This window comes from Streptomyces sp. AHA2 (genome assembly GCF_036857595.1).
In the GTDB taxonomy this organism is placed as follows: domain Bacteria; phylum Actinomycetota; class Actinomycetes; order Streptomycetales; family Streptomycetaceae; genus Streptomyces.
On sequence record NZ_JAUQWJ010000002.1, the window covers coordinates 438,004 to 454,722 of the forward strand.

Consider the following 16,719-nt stretch of genomic DNA (forward strand, 5'->3'; position numbering starts at 1 on the left):
CCGCAGTGAGAGCCCGGTGAGAGTATTCCGATACGAGACGGTCTCGTATCGAAAATGGCTTAGGCTGGAGTCATGACCACACCTGCCGATCAGGCCGCCCCCACAGGCCCGCGCGTACCGGAAGCGGTGCACCGGCGCCGCTGGGCGATCCTCGGCGTGCTGATGCTGAGCCTGCTGATCGTCGTCCTCGACAACTCCATCCTCAACGTCGCCATCAAGACGATCTCCACCCCGGCCCCCGCCGGCCTGGGCGCCACGCAGAGCGACCTGGAGTGGGCGATCAACGCCTACACCCTCGTCTTCGCCGGCCTGCTGTTCACCGCCGGACTGCTCGGCGACCGGCTCGGCCGCAAGAAGGTGCTGCTCGGCGGCCTCGCGGTGTTCGGCATCGGCTCGGCGCTCGCCGCCTTCTCCGGCTCACCCGGTCAGCTCGTCACCTTCCGCGCCGTGATGGGCCTGGGCGCCGCGTTCGTCATGCCCGCCACCCTCGCCGTGCTGATGAACGTCTTCGAGCGCGACGAGCAGCCCAAGGCCATCGGCATCTGGGCGGGCGGCGTCGGGCTCGCCATCGCCATCGGCCCGATCACCGGCGGGCTGCTGCTCGACCACTTCTGGTGGGGCTCGGTCTTCCTGGTCAACGTGCCGATCGTGCTGCTGGCGCTCGTCCTGATGCTGTGGCTCGTCCCCGACTCCCGCGACCCGAACCCGGGCCGCATCGACGCCGTCGGCGTGGTGCTGTCGGTCGTCGGCCTGGTGCTGCTGGTCTACGGCATCATCGAGGGCGGCCAGCTCGCCGACTTCACCGACGCCACCGTGCTGTCCACGATCGGCGCCGGTCTCGCCGTGCTCGTGGCCTTCGTGGTGTTCGAGAAGCGCAGCGACCACCCCTCGATCGACGTCACGTACTTCAGGAACAAGGTCTTCTCGGCCGCCATCGCCGCCATAGCGCTGGTGTTCTTCGCCCTGATGGGCGTGACCTTCTTCGCGGTCTTCTACACCCAGAGCGTGCGCGGCTACTCGCCGCTGCAGACCGGTCTGCTCATGCTGCCGCTGGCCGCCGCCCAGCTGTTCTTCGCGCCGCGCGCCCGGCTGGTGGTCGACCGCCTGGGCAACCGGGCCACCACCACGGCCGGCATGCTCGTCCTGGCCGCGACGCTGGCCGCCTTCGCCGCCCTGGACGCGCACACGCCCATCTGGCTCCTGGAAGTGATCTTCTTCCTCATGGGCGCCGGCATGGCTCACATCATGACGCCGGTCAGCGTCGTCGTCATGCAGGCCCTGCCTCGCGCGAAGGCCGGTTCCGCCTCCGCGCTCAGCAACACCTTCCGGCAGGTCGGCGGCGCCCTCGGCGTCGCCGTCCTCGGCTCGGTGCTCTCCACGGCGTACCGCAACGGCATCGAGTCAGACCTGGGCCGGTTGCCGCCGGGCCTGCGCCACACCGCGGGGGAGTCCATCGAGGCCACCCTCGGCGTCGCCGCGAAGCTCGGTCCCGAGGGGAGGGCCCTGGTCGCCCCGGCCCACGACGCGTTCCTGCACGCCATGCACGTCACGGCCCTGTGGGGCGCGGGCATGGTGGTGCTCGGCGCGGTCGTCGTGGCGCTGTTCCTGCCCGGCGGGCGGCGGGAGCCCCAGCGGTCCGGCCGGGACGAGGAGTTGACGCACACCGGGTCCTGACCCTGCGGGACAATGCCTCCCGCGGCACGGAGCCGTCTCCCCGGTGCCAGGAAAGGACGCAGCGACGTGAGCCTCGCCGAACGGCAGACCCCTCACGACGGACCCGCCAGGGGCCGTCCCCGGAGCGAGGCCGCCGAACGCGCCATCATCGAGGCCGTGATGGGACTGCTGGAGGAGGGCGTCCCCCTCGCGGAGCTGTCCATCGAGCGCATCGCCCGGACCGCCGGCGTCGGCAAGGCCACCATCTACCGCCGCTGGAGCGGCAAGGAGGAGCTCTTCGTCGACATCGTGCGCGGCGCCGAACTCCCCGACCCGGACCTGCCCGGCACCTCCGTGCGCGACGACCTCGTGGTGCTGCTGGAGCAGGTGCGCCGGCGCGGCCTGGCCCAGCGCTCCTCGGCGATCCTGCACAGCGTGCAGGCCCAGATGAAGAGCAGCCCCAAGCTCTGGGCGGCGTACCACGCCACGGTCGTCGCCCCGCGCCGCCGGCTCGGCCTGGAGGTGCTGCGCCGCGGGCAGGAGAACGGCGAACTGCGCACCGACGTCGACCCGGAGCTGCTCAACGACCTGTTCGTCGGCCCGGTCCTGGTCCGCTCCGTCCTGAGCCAGGACGCCGACCTGCCCGAGGACCTCGCCGAACGAGTCGTCGACACCCTGCTGGAGGGGCTGCGTCCCGCCGGCCCGCCGCCCGGCGAGGCCGCCCCCGGACGGCCGTAATGTGCGCGTTTCGTCACAGAGCACACGTTCGGCGGGTGTGATCGGAACTCCCCGGAGGAACTCGGACGTCCTCGCCCCCGTACGGCCGCCGGCGGACGGCGGGAACGGAACGGATCATCCCCTAGGGTCGTGAGGCACGGGGGCGATGGTGTGCACGGCAGGCAGTGAGGCGACGGTATGGCGCAGCAGGCGTACATGACGGAGACGGACAACGGCGGCTCGGGGCCCGAGCACCGGGGAACCCGGCTTCGGCGCCTGTTCGGACGGCTGGCGCGGGGCTGGCGGGGCGATCCGCGCATCTGGCGGCGCGGGCTGGTCGTGGCCGGGTGCGCGGTGCTGCTCGCCGTGGTCATGGTGCTGCACGCGCAGATTCCCAACAGCATCGGCAACCTGGGCAGCCTCACCGAGACCTTCCTGCCCTGGCTGGGCCTGTGCATCCCGGTGCTGCTGCTGCTCGCCGTGGTGCGGAAGTCCGCGACCGCGCTGATCGCCGTCGTGCTGCCCGCCGTGGCCTGGCTGAACCTCTTCGGCGGCCAGCTCAGCGACAAGGCGGCCACCGGCGGCGACCTGACCGTCGTCACGCACAACGTCAACGCCGAGAACCCCGATCCGGAGGGCACGGCCCGTGACGTGGCCGCCTCCGGCGCGGACGTCCTCGCCCTGGAGGAACTGACCCCGGCCGCGGTCCCGGTGTACGAGAAGGCGCTGGCGCCGACGTACCGCTACCACTCGGTGCAGGGCACGGTCGGGGTGTGGAGCAAGTACCCGCTGAGCGGAGTGCGGGCCGTAGACCTCGACATGGGCTGGACCCGGGCGATGCGCGCCACGGTGACCGCGCCGGCCGGACAGGTCGCCGTCTACGTCGCCCATCTGCCGTCCGTACGCGTGAAGATGGAAGCAGGCTTCACGGCCCGTCAGCGCGACCGCAGCGCCGACTACCTCGGTGAGGCCATCGCCCGGGAGCCGCTGCCCGACGTCGTCCTGCTCGGCGATCTGAACGGCACCATGAACGACCGGGCCCTCAACGCCGTGACGTCCCAGATGCGCTCCACGCAGGGCGCGGCCGGCAGCGGCTTCGGCTTCAGCTGGCCCGCCTCGTTCCCGATGGCGCGCATCGACCAGATCATGGTCCGCGGGGTGACTCCGCGGAGCTCCTGGACCCTGCCGCGGACGGCGAGCGACCACCTGCCGGTCGCGGCCCGTGTGAAGGTCGCCACAGAAGGGTCCTGAACCCGCAGGTCAGGGCCGCGTCGACACGAAAGGGCCACCGGGGCTTCATCTGCTGGAATGCTGCACCTGCGAGACTTTGTTCCGTACTTGAACATAAGCGTACGGATCCACAGCACGTCTCGAAAGGTTCTTCATGCCCCTGGCCCTGCTCGCCCTCGCCGTGGGTGCCTTCGGCATCGGCACCACCGAGTTCGTGATGATGGGGCTGCTGCCCGATGTCGCGGACGACCTGAACATCTCGATCCCCGGCGCCGGCCACCTGGTGTCGGCGTACGCGCTGGGCGTCGTCGTCGGCGCCCCGCTGCTGGCCGCCGTCACCGCGAGGATGTCCCGCCGCACGGTCCTGATCGGCCTGATGGGCCTGTTCGTCGCGGGCAACGCCCTGTCGGCGCTCGCCCCCGGCAACGGCTGGCTGCTGGCCGCCCGCTTCCTGAGCGGACTGCCGCACGGCGCCTTCTTCGGTGTGGGAGCCGTCGTGGCCACGAACATGGTCGCCCCCGAACGCAGGGCCCGCTCGGTGTCCCTGATGTTCCTCGGCCTGACGGTCGCGAACGTCGTGGGCGTGCCGGCCGCGACCCTCATGGGCCAGCACCTCGGCTGGCGCGCGACGTTCCTCGGCGTCAGCGCCATCGGCCTGGCGGCGATCGCCGCGCTCGCGTTCCTCGTCCCGCACGACCACGAGCACGCCACCGCGAAGGGCCTGCGCGGCGAACTCGCCGCCCTGCGCTCCCTGCCGGTCTGGCTGTCGCTCGGCACCACGGTCGCGGGCTTCGGCGCCCTCTTCGCGGCCTACAGCTACATCACGCCGATGCTCACGGACGCCGCCGGGTACGCCGGTGCCAGCGTCACCCTGCTGCTGGCGCTGTTCGGCGTCGGCGCCACCGCCGGCAACCTGCTCGGCGGCCGCCTGGCCGACCACTCGCTGCGCGGCACGCTGTTCGGCGGGCTGGCCTCCCTGGTGGCGGTCCTGGCGCTGTTCCCGCTGCTCATGCGCACGGAGGTCACGGCCGCCGTGGCGGTGACGCTCCTGGGCATGGCGGCGTTCGCCACCGGATCGCCACTGCAGCTGATGGTCATGGAGAAGGCGTCCTCGGCCCCGTCCCTGGCCTCCTCGGCCAACCAGGCGGCCTTCAACCTGGCCAACGCCGGCGGTGCCTGGATCGGCGGCCTCGCCCTGGCCGCGGGCTTCGGCGTCACGTCCCCGGCCCTGGCGGGCGCGGCCCTGGCCGTCCTCGGCCTGGGAGTGGCGGCGCTGGCGGCGACGGTGGACCGCCGCCGGGCGCCGGTCACCGGCCGCGAACGGGTGGTGGCGAGCCACGTCCCGCAGGAGACGCAGACCCTCCACCTCTGACACCCGCGGCACGAGCGCAGCACGGCGGCCCGCGGGAGGTGTCTCCCGCGGGCCGCCGTGCGGTGCGCCGGCTCACACCCGATCAGTTCACAGCAGTACCGCCTCGCTCGGAGGTGTGAGGCGGGGCGCGTGCACCGGCGTCGAGACGGGCCGTATCGGACGGATCCGGACGTCAGCGGAGCAGGTCCCCGGGGGGGGGGGGCTCCGAAGGCTCGTGCGGCCGGTCGGCCCAACGCCACCGGACGTGCCCACCGGTGCACCTCCATGACGTCCGGCGGACCCGCCGGCCGTCGTCCTCCCGCCGGGAGAGGACGAGGCCGCCCGACTTCACGGGCCGCCGGCACTCGGGACAGGCCGGGGCGTCGGTGATGCGCTGCACCCCGACCGAGAGCCCCCTTCGGTCCTCACAGCACCGGCAGGCTCTTCCGCAGCTCGAACGCCGTGACCTCGCTGCGGTACTCCTCCCACTCGCTCTTCTTGTTGCGCAGGAAGAAGTCGAAGACGTGCTCGCCCAGGGTCTCGGCGACGAGGTCGCTGCGTTCCATCAGGGTCAGGGCCTCGCCCAGGTTCTGGGGAAGCGGCTCGATGCCCATCGCGCGGCGCTCCGCGTCGGACAGCGCCCAGACGTCGTCCTCCGCGCCCGGCGGCAGTTCGTAGCCCTCCTCGATGCCCTTCAGACCCGCGGCCAGCAGCACCGCGTAGGCCAGGTACGGGTTCGCGCCGGAGTCGAGGGAGCGGACCTCCACGCGCGCCGAACCCGTCTTGCCGGGCTTGTACATCGGGACCCGGACCAGCGCCGAGCGGTTGTTGTGGCCCCAGCAGATGTAGGACGGCGCCTCGCCGCCCGCACCCGCCGTGCGCTCCGCGCCGCCCCAGATGCGCTTGTAGGAGTTGACCCACTGGTTGGTGACCGCGGAGATCTCCGCCGCGTGCCGCAGCAGGCCCGCGATGAAGGAGCGGCCCACCTTGGACAGCTGGTACTCCGAGCCCGACTCGTAGAAGGCGTTGCGGTCGCCCTCGAAGAGGGACAGGTGGGTGTGCATGCCGGAGCCGGGGTGCTCCGAGAACGGCTTGGGCATGAACGTGGCCTGCACGCCTTGCTCCAGCGCGACCTGCTTCATGACCAGACGGAACGTCATGACGTTGTCGGCCGTGGACAGCGCGTCCGCGTACCGCAGGTCGATCTCCTGCTGGCCCGGGGCGCCCTCGTGGTGGGAGAACTCCACGGAGATGCCCATCGACTCCAGCATGGTGATCGCCTGGCGGCGGAAGTCCATGCCGACGTTGGTCGGGGTGTGGTCGAAGTAGCCGGAGTTGTCGGCCGGGGTGGGGCGGGAGCCGTCCAGCGGGCGGTCCTTCAGCAGGAAGAACTCGATCTCCGGGTGGGTGTAGAAGGTGAACCCCAGGTCGGAGGCGCGGGCCAGGGCGCGCTTGAGGACGTACCGGGGGTCGGCGAAGGAGGGGGAGCCGTCCGGCATCAGGATGTCGCAGAACATGCGGGCCGTGCCCGGAGCCTCCGCGCGCCAGGGCAGGATCTGGAACGTCGACGGGTCCGGCTTGGCGATCATGTCGGACTCGTAGACCCGGGCGAAGCCCTCGATCGCGGAGCCGTCGAAGCCGATGCCCTCGTCGAAGGCCTGCTCCAGCTCGGCCGGGGCCACGGCGACGGACTTGAGGAAGCCCAGCACGTCCGTGAACCACAGGCGTACGAACCGGATGTCGCGCTCCTCCAGTGTCCGGAGCACGAACTCCTGCTGCTTGTCCATCTTCCGCTTCCCCATCCTTGCTGGTCAGGCCGCCTGTCTTCCGTACCACGGGAGGCGGTCGGGCACCTGAGCATCCCACCACACGACCATTTCGTACGCGTTGCGGACCATGATCGCCCGACCGGCGGGGACCGGACGACCCGCGTACGCCGGGTGGAGTGCTCTCGAGCCCATAGTGCCTGCTCGTCCCGGCGTCCGTAACCGCCGGTCCGCCTCCCGCGCCGACCGGACGACTTGCCCATGCAGCTGCCCCGGTTCGCATCGCCCGACCGGGCCGTCAGGAGGGCCCGGGCTGTCGGTCCGCTGTCGGTGCCGTATCGATTCGGCCCATTCCGGCCACCGCCCTACGGGACGCCCCTTCCTCCCCCTTACGATCAGCCCACCCGACCGTCACTTTTCCCGAAGGACACCCCATGGGATCCGCCAAGAAGAGCAGCACCGGACGCCAGGCGCGCATAGAGGAGATGCGGCGCGCGGAGCGGGCACGCGAGCGCCGCAACCGGATCCTCGCCGCCGTGGCCGGTGTGGTGGTCGTCGGCGGCCTCGTCGCCGGCGGCGTGGTGCTCGTGCGCTCCCAGGACGACGGCGGCAGCACCACCGCGGCCGACGACTCCTCGGGCAAGGGCACGTTCGTCACCGGTGAGGACGGGGTGAGGACCTGGCAGGGGAAGCTGTCGCGCAACCACGTCACCAAGGCCGTGAAGTACGCCTCCGAGCCGCCCGTCGGCGGTGACCACAACCAGGCCTGGATGAACTGCAACGGCGACGTCTACACCAAGGAACTGAACAACACCAACGCCGTCCACTCCCTGGAGCACGGCGCGGTGTGGGTGACGTACAACGCCGACGCGAAGAAGGCCGACGTCGACGCGCTCGCGGCGAAGGTGAAGAAGACGCCCTACACGCTGATGAGCCCCATGGACGGCCAGAAGGACCCGATCATGCTCTCGGCGTGGGGGCACCAGCGCACGGTGACGGGCGCCGACGACCCGAACGTCGACACGTTCTTCGAGAAGTTCGTCCAGGGCGAGCAGACCCCCGAGCCGGGTGCCGCCTGCACCAACGGGCTGTCGCAGTGAGGCACGTCCCCCTGGTCGCCGCCGCCGCGGCGACGGCGCTCGTCGCGGCCGGCGCGATCAGCTACGCCGTCGCCGGTGACGACGGCGGCACCACCGTCCCCTCCGTGGAGAGCGCGGACGCCGGGTTCGCCCGGGACATGGCGGTGCACCACCAGCAGGCCGTGGAGATGTCGTACATCGTGCGCGACCGCACGAAGGACGAGGAGGTGCGGCGCCTGGCCTACGACATCGCGCAGACGCAGGCCAACCAGCGCGGCATGATGCTCGGCTGGCTCGACCTGTGGGGCCTGCCGAAGGTCACCTCCGAACCGCCCATGACCTGGATGGACATGGGCGGCACGGCGTCCGGCAAGGACGGCGCGCTGATGCCCGGGATGGCGACGAACGCCGAGATGGACACGCTCGGGAAGCTCAGCGGCAGGCAGGCCGAGATCCACTACCTCCGGCTGATGACGGACCATCACCGCGGCGGCGTCCACATGGCCGAGGGCTGCGTGCGCGCGTGCACGGTCGGCGTGGAGAAGCGGCTCGCCCAGGGCATGGTGGACGCCCAGCAGTCCGAGATCGCCCTCATGGCGGACCTGCTCGAGGAGCGCGGCGCCACGCCCCCTTCCTAGGGAGAGGGAGGCCCGGACGGGCGAGGCGGGAAACGGGGGCGGTGCGGAGGTGACCCGCGCCACCCTATTGCGTCGCTCTGACGATTACACTGGTCGCGTGCCTCAACTACGTCTCGCCCTGAACCAGATCGACGCCCGCGTCGGCGACCTCGCCGGCAACACCGAGTCGGTCGTCCGCTGGACCCGGCACTCCGCCGAGCAGGGAGCGCACCTCGCGGCGTTCCCGGAGATGGTGCTGACCGGGTATCCCGTCGAGGACCTCGCCCTGAGGTCGTCCTTCGTGGAGGCCTCCCGGTCGGCGCTGCGCGCCCTCGCCGCCCGGCTGGCCGACGAGGGCCTCGGGGAGCTGCCGGTGGTCGTCGGCTACCTCGACCGCAGTGAGACCGCCCAGCCGAAGTACGGCCAGCCGGCCGGCGCGCCCCAGAACGCCGCAGCGGTGCTGTACCGCGGCGAGGTGGTCCTGCACTTCGCCAAGCACCACCTGCCGAACTACGGCGTCTTCGACGAGTTCCGCTACTTCGTGCCCGGCGACAGCATGCCCGTCCTGCGCGTCCACGGCGTGGACGTGGCCCTGGCCATCTGCGAGGACCTCTGGCAGGACGGCGGGCGCGTCCCCGCCGCCCGGTCCGCGCACGCGGGGCTGCTGCTGTCCGTCAACGCCTCCCCCTACGAGCGCAACAAGGACGACACGCGCCTGGAGCTGGTGCGCAAGCGCGCCCAGGAGGCCGGCTGCACGACCGCGTACCTCGCCATGATGGGCGGCCAGGACGACCTGGTCTTCGACGGCGACTCGATCGTCGTCGACAAGGACGGCTCCGTCGTCGCGCGGGCGCCGCAGTTCTCCGAGTGCTGCGTGGTCGTCGACCTCGACCTGCCCGCCGCGTCCCCCGACGCCCCGACGGGCGTGGTGGACGACGGCCTGCGCATCGACCGGGTCGTCCTCTCCGAGGACCCGCTGCCCCCGTACGAGCCGGAGCGCACCGGCGGCTACGCGGACCGCCTCGACGACGACGAGGAGGTCTACTCGGCCCTCGTCGTGGGCCTGCGCGCGTACGTGACGAAGAACGGCTTCGAGTCGGTCCTCGTCGGCCTGTCCGGCGGCATCGACTCCGCACTGGTCGCGGCGATCGCCTGCGACGCGCTGGGCGCGCAGAACGTGTACGGCGTGTCCATGCCGTCGAAGTACTCCTCGGACCACTCCAAGGACGACGCGGCTGAACTCGCCCGCCGCACGGGCCTGAACTACCGCACGGTCGCCATCGAGCCGATGTTCGACGCGTACATGGGCTCCGTGCACCTCACCGGGCTGGCGGAGGAGAACCTCCAGTCCCGGCTGCGCGGCACGCTGCTCATGGCCCTGTCCAACCAGGAGGGCCACATCGTCCTGGCCCCCGGCAACAAGTCGGAGCTGGCGGTCGGCTACTCCACGCTCTACGGCGACTCCGTCGGCGCCTACGGCCCCATCAAGGACGTCTACAAGACGTCGGTGTTCCGGCTGGCCGAGTGGCGCAACCGGGCCGCCCGGGAGCGCGGCCAGACCCCGCCCATCCCGGAGAACTCGATCAGCAAGCCGCCGAGCGCGGAGCTGCGCCCGGGTCAGGTCGACACCGACTCGCTGCCCGACTACCCGGTGCTGGACGCGATCCTGGAGCTGTACGTCGACCGCGACCGGGGCGCCGACGAGATCGTCGCGGCCGGCTTCGACGCGGAGCTGGTCGCGAAGACGCTGCGCATGGTCGACACGGCCGAGTACAAGCGCCGGCAGTACCCGCCGGGCACGAAGATCTCCCCCAAGGGCTTCGGCAAGGACCGGCGGCTGCCCATCACCAACGGGTGGCGCGAGTCGCTCTGACGGCTCCGGCGCGGGGGCCCGCACCCCCGCGCCGCACGCCTTCGCGCCGCACGCCTCCGCGCCGCACGCCTCCGCGCCGCACGCCCCGGGGCCGTCTCCCGCAGGGCCGTTTCCCGCGGGAGCGTCCTCCGCGGTGCCGGTGTGCGCCCGCCGCACCGCCCACCACGAGGCGGCCTCCGCTCCGGTCTCAGCCCGTCTGCTGCCGCTTGGCCTTCGCCAGCAGCTCGTGCAGCGGTTCCGTGGCCCTCCTGCGGTACTCCTGCACCGCCCACCCGTTGCCGTCCGGGTCCTGGAAGCGCATGAACGTGGCGCCGTCGTCCGGGGCGTACCGCACCGGCTCGGAGACCTCCAGGCCGCGCGCGACCAGCTCCGCGTGCGCCGCCTCGATGTCGGCCACGCACAGCTGCAGGCCCTGGTAGCTGCCCGGGGCCGGGGTGGGGCCCGGGGTCATCCGCCAGATCGACTCGCCCAGGGCGATCGAGCAGCCGGATCCCGGCGGGGTCAGCTGGACGATGCGCATCCCGGGCATGACCTCCTGGTCGATGTCCACGTGGAAGCCGACCTTGTCCCGGTAGAAGTCCCGGGCGCGGTCGATGTCGGTCACGGGCAGGGGGATGACTTCGAGGGTGAGGTCCACGGCGAGACTCCTTCGTCCGGCGTCCGGCCGCCCCGTCCGGCGGAACGGCTTCTCCTCACCGAAGCCGAAAACCACGCGCGGCGCCACCGAATCGAAGCGGCCCGTCCCACCGGCCGACAAGCGGGAGAACGCCCCCCCGGGCGGCCGGGGACGCACCGGAACGCCCCCGCCGGCCCGGGGGAGCGGGGACGACGGGGGCTCGACCGACTCTGCTCGCGGCCGGCCGTGACCCTGCTCAGAAGGCCCCGGTGGGCGCCTTCCGCTCACGGGCCCCGCCGGTGCGTCGCCGTCCGCTCGCGGGACCTGCCGTGCCCGCTTGTCTGCCGGGTATCCGCCGGGCGGGAGCGTCCGCTTCCCGGACCCGTCGGCGCGTCCCCGCCCACCCGGGTGACCCGCCGGGGCGGGCAGCGTTCGCTCGCCGGGGCGTCCGCCGGTGCGTCGCCGTCCGCCTGCCGAACTCACCGGCGCCCGACCCGGTCCGTGCGGTTACGCTCAAAGCCGTACGACCTTGATCCGATGGACGTCCGAGGAACAGTGCGAGGGAGGCCCGGATGACGGCGGTGCCGGGGCGCAGGAGCAGTACCTTCACACGGCTGCTGCGGCACGGTTTCACCGACGCCTCCGCCGCCGAGCGCCTGCTGGACAGCCCCGAGCTCGCCCCCCTGCGCGACGACCCCGTGCTGCTGGCCGCGCTGGGCGGCACGGCCGACCCCGACCTCGCCCTGCTCGGGCTGGTCCGGCTGCTGGAGGCCCAGCCGGACCCCGGCGCCCGGCGGGAACTGCTCGACACGCTGATCGCGGCCAAGCCGCTGCGGGACCGGCTCCTCGGCGTCCTCGGCGCCTCCACCGCCCTCGCCGACCACCTCGTCCGCCACCCGGGCGACTGGCAGGCCCTCGTGACGTACGAGTCACGGGACCTCCACCCCGGAGTCGAGGAGTTCGAAGCGGGCCTCGCCGAGGCGACCGACCCCGTCTCCCTGCGCGTGGCCTACCGGCGCTGCCTGCTGTCCATCGCCGCCCGGGACGTGTGCGGCACGACCGGCGTCGCCGAGGCCGCCGCGGAGCTGGCCGACCTCGCCACCGCCACCCTGCGCGCCGCGCTCGGCCTCGCGCGGGCCGCCGCGCCCGAGGACGACGCCCGGTGCCGGCTCGCCGTGATCGCCATGGGCAAGTGCGGCGGCCACGAGCTGAACTACGTCTCCGACGTGGACGTCATCTTCGTGGGGGAGGCCGCCGAGGGAGCCGACGAGACCGAGGCCGTGCGGGCCGCGACCCGGCTCGCCTCGCACATGATGCGGATCTGCTCGGAGACCACGGTCGAGGGCTCCATCTGGCCCGTCGACGCCAACCTGCGCCCCGAGGGCCGCAACGGCCCGCTGGTGCGGACCCTGGCCAGCCACCTCGCCTACTACCAGCGCTGGGCCAAGACCTGGGAGTTCCAGGCCCTGCTCAAGGCCCGTCCGGTGGCCGGCGACCTCGACCTCGGCGCGCAGTACGTGGCCGCCGTGCAGCCGCTGGTGTGGAAGGCCGCCGAGCGGGAGAACTTCGTCGCCGACGTGCAGAAGATGCGCCGCCGGGTCGTGGAGAACATCCCCGCCGCCGAGGTCGACCGCCAGCTCAAGCTCGGCCCGGGCGGCCTCAGGGACGTCGAGTTCGCCGTGCAACTGCTCCAGCTGGTGCACGGCAGGGCCGACACCTCCCTGCGCAGCGGCACCACCCTCGACGCCCTCCAGGCCCTCGCCGCCGGCGGCTACGTGGGCCGGGCCGACGCCGCCCAGCTCGACGAGGCCTACCGCTTCCTGCGCCTCATGGAGCACCGCATCCAGCTGTTCCGGCTGCGGCGCACCCACCTGGTGCCCGAGGACGAGGCCGAGCTGCGCCGCATCGGCCGCTCCCTCGGCCTGCGCACCGACCCGGTCGCCGACCTGCTCCGCGAGTGGCGCCGGCACGCCACGGTCGTACGGCGGCTGCACGAGAAGCTGTTCTACCGGCCGCTGCTGGACGCCGTGGCCCAGCTCGCCACCGGCGAGGCCCGGCTGAGCACCGAGGCGGCCCGCGAGCGCATGGTCGCCCTCGGCTACGCCGACCCGGCCGCCGCGCTGCGCCACCTGGAGGCCCTCGCCTCCGGCGTCAGCCGCAAGGCCGCCATCCAGCGCACCCTGCTGCCCGTGCTGCTCGGCTGGTTCGCCGACTCCGCCGACCCGGACGCGGGCCTGCTGAACTTCCGCAAGGTCTCCGACGCCCTCGGCAAGACCCCCTGGTACCTGCGGCTGCTGCGGGACGAGGGCGCAGCCGCGCAGAACCTCGCCCGCGTGCTGTCCGCCGGGCGGCTCGCGCCCGACCTGCTGATGCGCGCCCCCGAGGCGGTGGCGCTGCTCGGCGACGGGGACGGCGGCGGACTCCAGCCGCGTTCCCGCAACCACCTGGAGCAGGAGATACTCGCCGCGGTGCGGCGGGCCGACGGCGCCGTCCAGGCGGTCACGGCCGCCCGCGGGGTGCGCCGCCGCGAGCTGTTCCGCACGGCCGCCGCCGACATCGTCGGCTCCTACGGCACCGAGGAGCAGCCCGCCGAGGCCGACCAGGGCGCCCTGGTGGACCTCGTCGGGGCAGCGGTGTCCGACCTGACCGCCGCCACCCTCGCGGGCACCCTGCGGGCCGTGGTCCGCGAGCACTGGGGCGACAGCCTGCCCACCCGGTTCGCGGTCATCGGCATGGGCCGCTTCGGCGGTCACGAACTGGGCTACGGCTCCGACGCGGACGTGCTGTTCGTGCACGAGCCCCCCGAGGGCGCCGACGAACGGGAGGCCTCCCAGGCGGCCAACAAGGTCGTCTCCGAGATGCGTCGCCTGCTGCAGATCCCCAGCGCCGACCCGCCCCTGCTCATCGACGCCGACCTGCGTCCCGAGGGCAAGTCCGGCCCCCTGGTGCGCACCCTGAAGTCCTACGCGGCGTACTACCGCCGGTGGTCGCTGACCTGGGAGTCGCACGCGCTGCTGCGGGCCGAACCGGTCGCCGGCGACGAGGAGCTGGGCCGCCGCTTCATCGAGCTGGTCGACCCGCTGCGCTACCCGGCGGGCGGACTGGGCGAGGAGGCCGTCCGGGAGATCCGGCGGCTGAAGGCCCGGATGGAGTCCGAGCGGCTGCCGCGCGGCGCCGACCCCAAGCTGCACGCGAAGCTCGGCCCGGGCGGCCTGTCCGACGTCGAGTGGACCGTGCAGCTGATGCAACTGCGGCACGGCGCGGAGGAACCGGGACTGCGCACGACCCGGACGCGGCAGGCCCTGGCCGCCGCCCGCACGGCCGGCCTGATCGGCGAGGAGGACGCGGAGATTCTCGACGAGGCCTGGGTGCTCGCCACCCGCGTGCGCAACGCGGTGATGCTGGTCCGCGGCCGGGCCGGCGACACCTTCCCCTCGGACCCGCGGGAACTGGCCGCGGTGGGGCGCTACTTGGGGTACGGGCCCGGTCACGTGGGCGACATGCTCGACGCCTACCGGCGCACGGCCCGCAGGGCGCGCGGCGTCGTGGAGGAGCTGTTCTACGGGGCGGCGGAGCGGTAGGACGCGAGGACGGGCACGCAACGCGGTGGCGACGGGGCCGAGGGGCGGGACACCGGGCGACCGGACGTCACCCGCCGTGCCCGGGAGCGCTCAGCCTCTCCCGCGCGGGCTGTCCGCCGGTGACGCACCCGCACCCGTCCGTGACACGTCCGACCGTGCCGCACCGATCCGCGACACCCCCGCCCGCGACGCACCCGTCGGCGGGACGTCCGCCCGTGGGCGCTCGACCGTCCGCGGCAGCGCGTACGGCTGCCCGCCGTACCACAGGCGGGCCACCGCGAAGCCGAACGCCAGGCACAGCAGCCCGCCCACCGCGTCCAGCCAGAAGTGGTTGGCCGTGGCGACGATGACCACCAGCGTCAGCGCCGGGTAGAGCAGGCCCAGCGCCCGCACCCACGGCACGCTCGCCAGGGCGAAGATCGTCAGCCCGCACCACAGGGACCAGCCGATGTGCATCGACGGCATCGCCGCGTACTGGTTGGACATGTGCTTCAGGTCGCCGGACGCCATCGAGCCCCACGTCTGGTGGACCATGACCGTGTCGATGAACTCCCCGCCGTTCATCAGCCGCGGGGGCGCGAGCGGATACAGGTAGTAGCCGACCAGGGCGACGGCGGTGGTCGCGAACAGCACCAGGCGGGTCGCCGCGTAACGGCCGGGATGGCTGCGGTAGAGCCACACCAGCACACCCAGCGTGACCACGAAGTGCAGCGTGGCGTAGTAGTAGTTCATCCCGATGATGAGCCAAGTCACCGAGTTGACCGCGTGGTTGACCGACTCCTCGACGGCGATGCCCAGCCGGTGCTCGGCCCGCCAGATCCAGTCGGCGTTGCGCAGCGCCTCCGCCTTCTGCTCGGGAACCGCGTTGCGGACGAGGGAGTACACCCAGTAACTCACCGCGATCAGCAGGATTTCGAACCAGAACCGGGGTCTGTGCGGGGCGCGCAGCCGCCGCAGCGGGCCCGGCCCGGTTCCGGCCGCAACGGGGGGCGGGAGGGCCGCTTCCCTGCCCTCCGGCTGCGTCACGGTCGTGTCACCCATAGGCACAAAGTCTGCCAGAAAAGGACTTCCCCACCGATGATCCCGCGGCCCGGTCCGAGCCGCATGTTCTACGGCGAAATCAGGCCGTACGCCTCAGGAGCGCGTGCGGTCCCCGGGAGCCGACGCCGTCGAGCCGCGCACCACCAGTTCCGGCATGAACACGAACTCGCTGTGCGGGGCGGGCGTTCCGCCGATCTCCTCCAGCAGCGTGCGCACGGCGGCCTGGCCCATCGCCGGGACCGGCTTGCGGATCGTGGTCAGCGGCGGGTCGGTGAAGGCGATCAGCGGGGAGTCGTCGAAACCCACCACGGAGATGTCCTTCGGCACGTCCAGGCCGCGCTGCCGGGCCGCCCGGATGGCACCCAGGGCCATCATGTCGCTGGCGCACACCACGGCCGTGCAGTCCCGCTCCATCAGCGCGACGGCGGCGGCCTGTCCGCCCTCCAGCGTGTACAGCGAGTGCTGGACCAGCTCCTTCTCGACGACCTCGGCGGCCAGTCCCAACTGGTCCTGCATCGCCCGCACGAACCCCTCGATCTTGCGCTGCACCGGCACGAACCGCTTCGGCCCGAGCGCCAGGCCGATCCGGGTGTGCCCCAGGGAGGCCAGGTGCGTCACCGCCAGGCTCATCGCCGCCCGGTCGTCGGGGGAGATGAACGGCGCCTGCACCTTGGGCGAGAAACCGTCCACGAGCACGTAGGGCACGCCCTGGGCCCGCAGCCGGTCGTAGCGCTGCATGTCGGCGGTGGTGTCGGCGTGCAGCCCGGAGACGTAGATGATGCCGGCGACGCCGCGGTCCACGAGCATCTCGGTCAGCTCGTCCTCGGTCGAGCCGCCCGGGGTCTGGGTGGCCAGCACCGGCGTGTAGCCCTGCCGCGTCAGCGCCTGGCCGATGACCTGGGCCAGGGCCGGGAAGATCGGGTTCTCCAGCTCCGGGGTGATCAGGCCGACCAGGCCCTCGCTGCGCTGGCGCAGCCGCACCGGGCGTTCGTAGCCCAGGACGTCGAGGGCGGCCAGCACGGACTGGCGGGTGGTGGCGGCGACGCCCGGCTTCCCGTTGAGGACCCGGCTGACGGTCGCCTCGCTCACCCCCGCCTGCAACGCGATGTCCGCAAGCCGTGTGGTCACAGCACCGGACTGTAGCGGCCGGAACTCCGCTTGCACACCGACGGGACGCCTGGTGCGCGCGGTCGCG

At 72.6% G+C, this 16,719-nt stretch carries 12 protein-coding genes; 8 read left to right on the plus strand and 4 right to left on the minus strand.

Going from position 1 to position 16,719, the window contains the following annotated elements; genetic code table 11:
• Positions 1-72: 72 nt before the first annotated feature.
• The 4 genes from Q5694_RS06090 (at position 73) to Q5694_RS06105 (ending at position 4,972) form a co-directional block, all read left to right on the plus strand.
• Entirely contained in the window at positions 73-1,674 is a 1,602-nt protein-coding gene (locus tag Q5694_RS06090) for an MFS transporter (RefSeq protein WP_333931003.1), read from the plus strand.
• 66 nt (positions 1,675-1,740) lie between these two features.
• The gene (locus Q5694_RS06095; RefSeq protein ID WP_333931004.1) at positions 1,741-2,391 is read left to right on the plus strand and encodes a TetR/AcrR family transcriptional regulator; all 651 of its coding nucleotides are present in this window, start codon (positions 1,741-1,743) and stop codon (positions 2,389-2,391) included.
• Between the two features lie 177 nt (positions 2,392-2,568).
• A complete protein-coding gene (locus Q5694_RS06100; protein WP_333931005.1) occupies positions 2,569-3,621 on the plus strand; it encodes an endonuclease/exonuclease/phosphatase family protein in 1,053 nt (350 codons plus the stop codon).
• Between the two features lie 133 nt (positions 3,622-3,754).
• Positions 3,755-4,972, plus strand: a complete 1,218-nt coding sequence (locus Q5694_RS06105; RefSeq protein WP_333931006.1) for an MFS transporter — start codon at positions 3,755-3,757, stop codon at positions 4,970-4,972.
• A 404-nt stretch (positions 4,973-5,376) separates the two neighbouring features.
• On the opposite strand, the gene glnA is transcribed toward Q5694_RS06105, so the two are convergent.
• Entirely contained in the window at positions 5,377-6,738 is a 1,362-nt protein-coding gene (gene glnA / locus Q5694_RS06110; RefSeq protein ID WP_333931007.1) for a type I glutamate--ammonia ligase, read from the minus strand.
• Between the two features lie 413 nt (positions 6,739-7,151).
• Here glnA and Q5694_RS06115 point away from each other — a divergent pair, with 413 nt between their 5' ends.
• The 3 genes from Q5694_RS06115 (at position 7,152) to Q5694_RS06125 (ending at position 10,286) form a co-directional block, all read left to right on the plus strand.
• A complete protein-coding gene (locus Q5694_RS06115) occupies positions 7,152-7,817 on the plus strand; it encodes a DUF3105 domain-containing protein (RefSeq protein ID WP_333931008.1) in 666 nt (221 codons plus the stop codon).
• Complete coding sequence (locus Q5694_RS06120) at positions 7,814-8,434, plus strand: DUF305 domain-containing protein (RefSeq protein ID WP_333931009.1); 621 nt, start codon at positions 7,814-7,816, stop codon at positions 8,432-8,434. The genes Q5694_RS06115 and Q5694_RS06120 overlap by 4 nt, the downstream gene beginning before the upstream one ends.
• 97 nt (positions 8,435-8,531) lie before the next feature.
• Positions 8,532-10,286, plus strand: a complete 1,755-nt coding sequence (locus Q5694_RS06125) for an NAD+ synthase (protein ID WP_333931010.1) — start codon at positions 8,532-8,534, stop codon at positions 10,284-10,286.
• A 187-nt stretch (positions 10,287-10,473) separates the two neighbouring features.
• On the opposite strand, the gene Q5694_RS06130 is transcribed toward Q5694_RS06125, so the two are convergent.
• On the minus strand, positions 10,474-10,923 hold the full coding sequence (locus Q5694_RS06130) for a VOC family protein (RefSeq protein WP_333931011.1): 450 nt from the start codon (positions 10,921-10,923) through the stop codon (positions 10,474-10,476).
• Positions 10,924-11,474: 551 nt separating this feature from the next.
• On the opposite strand from Q5694_RS06130, the gene Q5694_RS06135 reads away from it, so the two are divergent.
• Entirely contained in the window at positions 11,475-14,483 is a 3,009-nt protein-coding gene (locus tag Q5694_RS06135) for a bifunctional [glutamine synthetase] adenylyltransferase/[glutamine synthetase]-adenylyl-L-tyrosine phosphorylase (RefSeq protein ID WP_333931012.1), read from the plus strand.
• 90 nt (positions 14,484-14,573) lie between these two features.
• Here Q5694_RS06135 and Q5694_RS06140 read toward each other — a convergent pair whose 3' ends face one another.
• Both Q5694_RS06140 and Q5694_RS06145 read right to left on the minus strand, forming a co-directional pair.
• Positions 14,574-15,524, minus strand: a complete 951-nt coding sequence (locus Q5694_RS06140; RefSeq protein ID WP_333931013.1) for a phosphatase PAP2 family protein — start codon at positions 15,522-15,524, stop codon at positions 14,574-14,576.
• A 93-nt stretch (positions 15,525-15,617) separates the two neighbouring features.
• Positions 15,618-16,652, minus strand: a complete 1,035-nt coding sequence (locus Q5694_RS06145) for a LacI family DNA-binding transcriptional regulator (protein ID WP_333931014.1) — start codon at positions 16,650-16,652, stop codon at positions 15,618-15,620.
• Between the last annotated feature and the right edge of the window lie 67 nt (positions 16,653-16,719).

Coding starts and splice junctions, on each gene's coding strand:
- Q5694_RS06090 (WP_333931003.1), top strand. CDS start 73: ATGACCACACCTGCCGATCAGGCCGCCCCCACAGGCCCGCGCGTACCG.
- Q5694_RS06100 (WP_333931005.1), top strand. CDS start 2,569: ATGGCGCAGCAGGCGTACATGACGGAGACGGACAACGGCGGCTCGGGG.
- Q5694_RS06105 (WP_333931006.1), top strand. CDS start 3,755: ATGCCCCTGGCCCTGCTCGCCCTCGCCGTGGGTGCCTTCGGCATCGGC.
- glnA (WP_333931007.1), bottom strand. CDS start 6,738: ATGGACAAGCAGCAGGAGTTCGTGCTCCGGACACTGGAGGAGCGCGAC.
- Q5694_RS06115 (WP_333931008.1), top strand. CDS start 7,152: ATGGGATCCGCCAAGAAGAGCAGCACCGGACGCCAGGCGCGCATAGAG.
- Q5694_RS06135 (WP_333931012.1), top strand. CDS start 11,475: ATGACGGCGGTGCCGGGGCGCAGGAGCAGTACCTTCACACGGCTGCTG.
- Q5694_RS06140 (WP_333931013.1), bottom strand. CDS start 15,524: ATGGGTGACACGACCGTGACGCAGCCGGAGGGCAGGGAAGCGGCCCTC.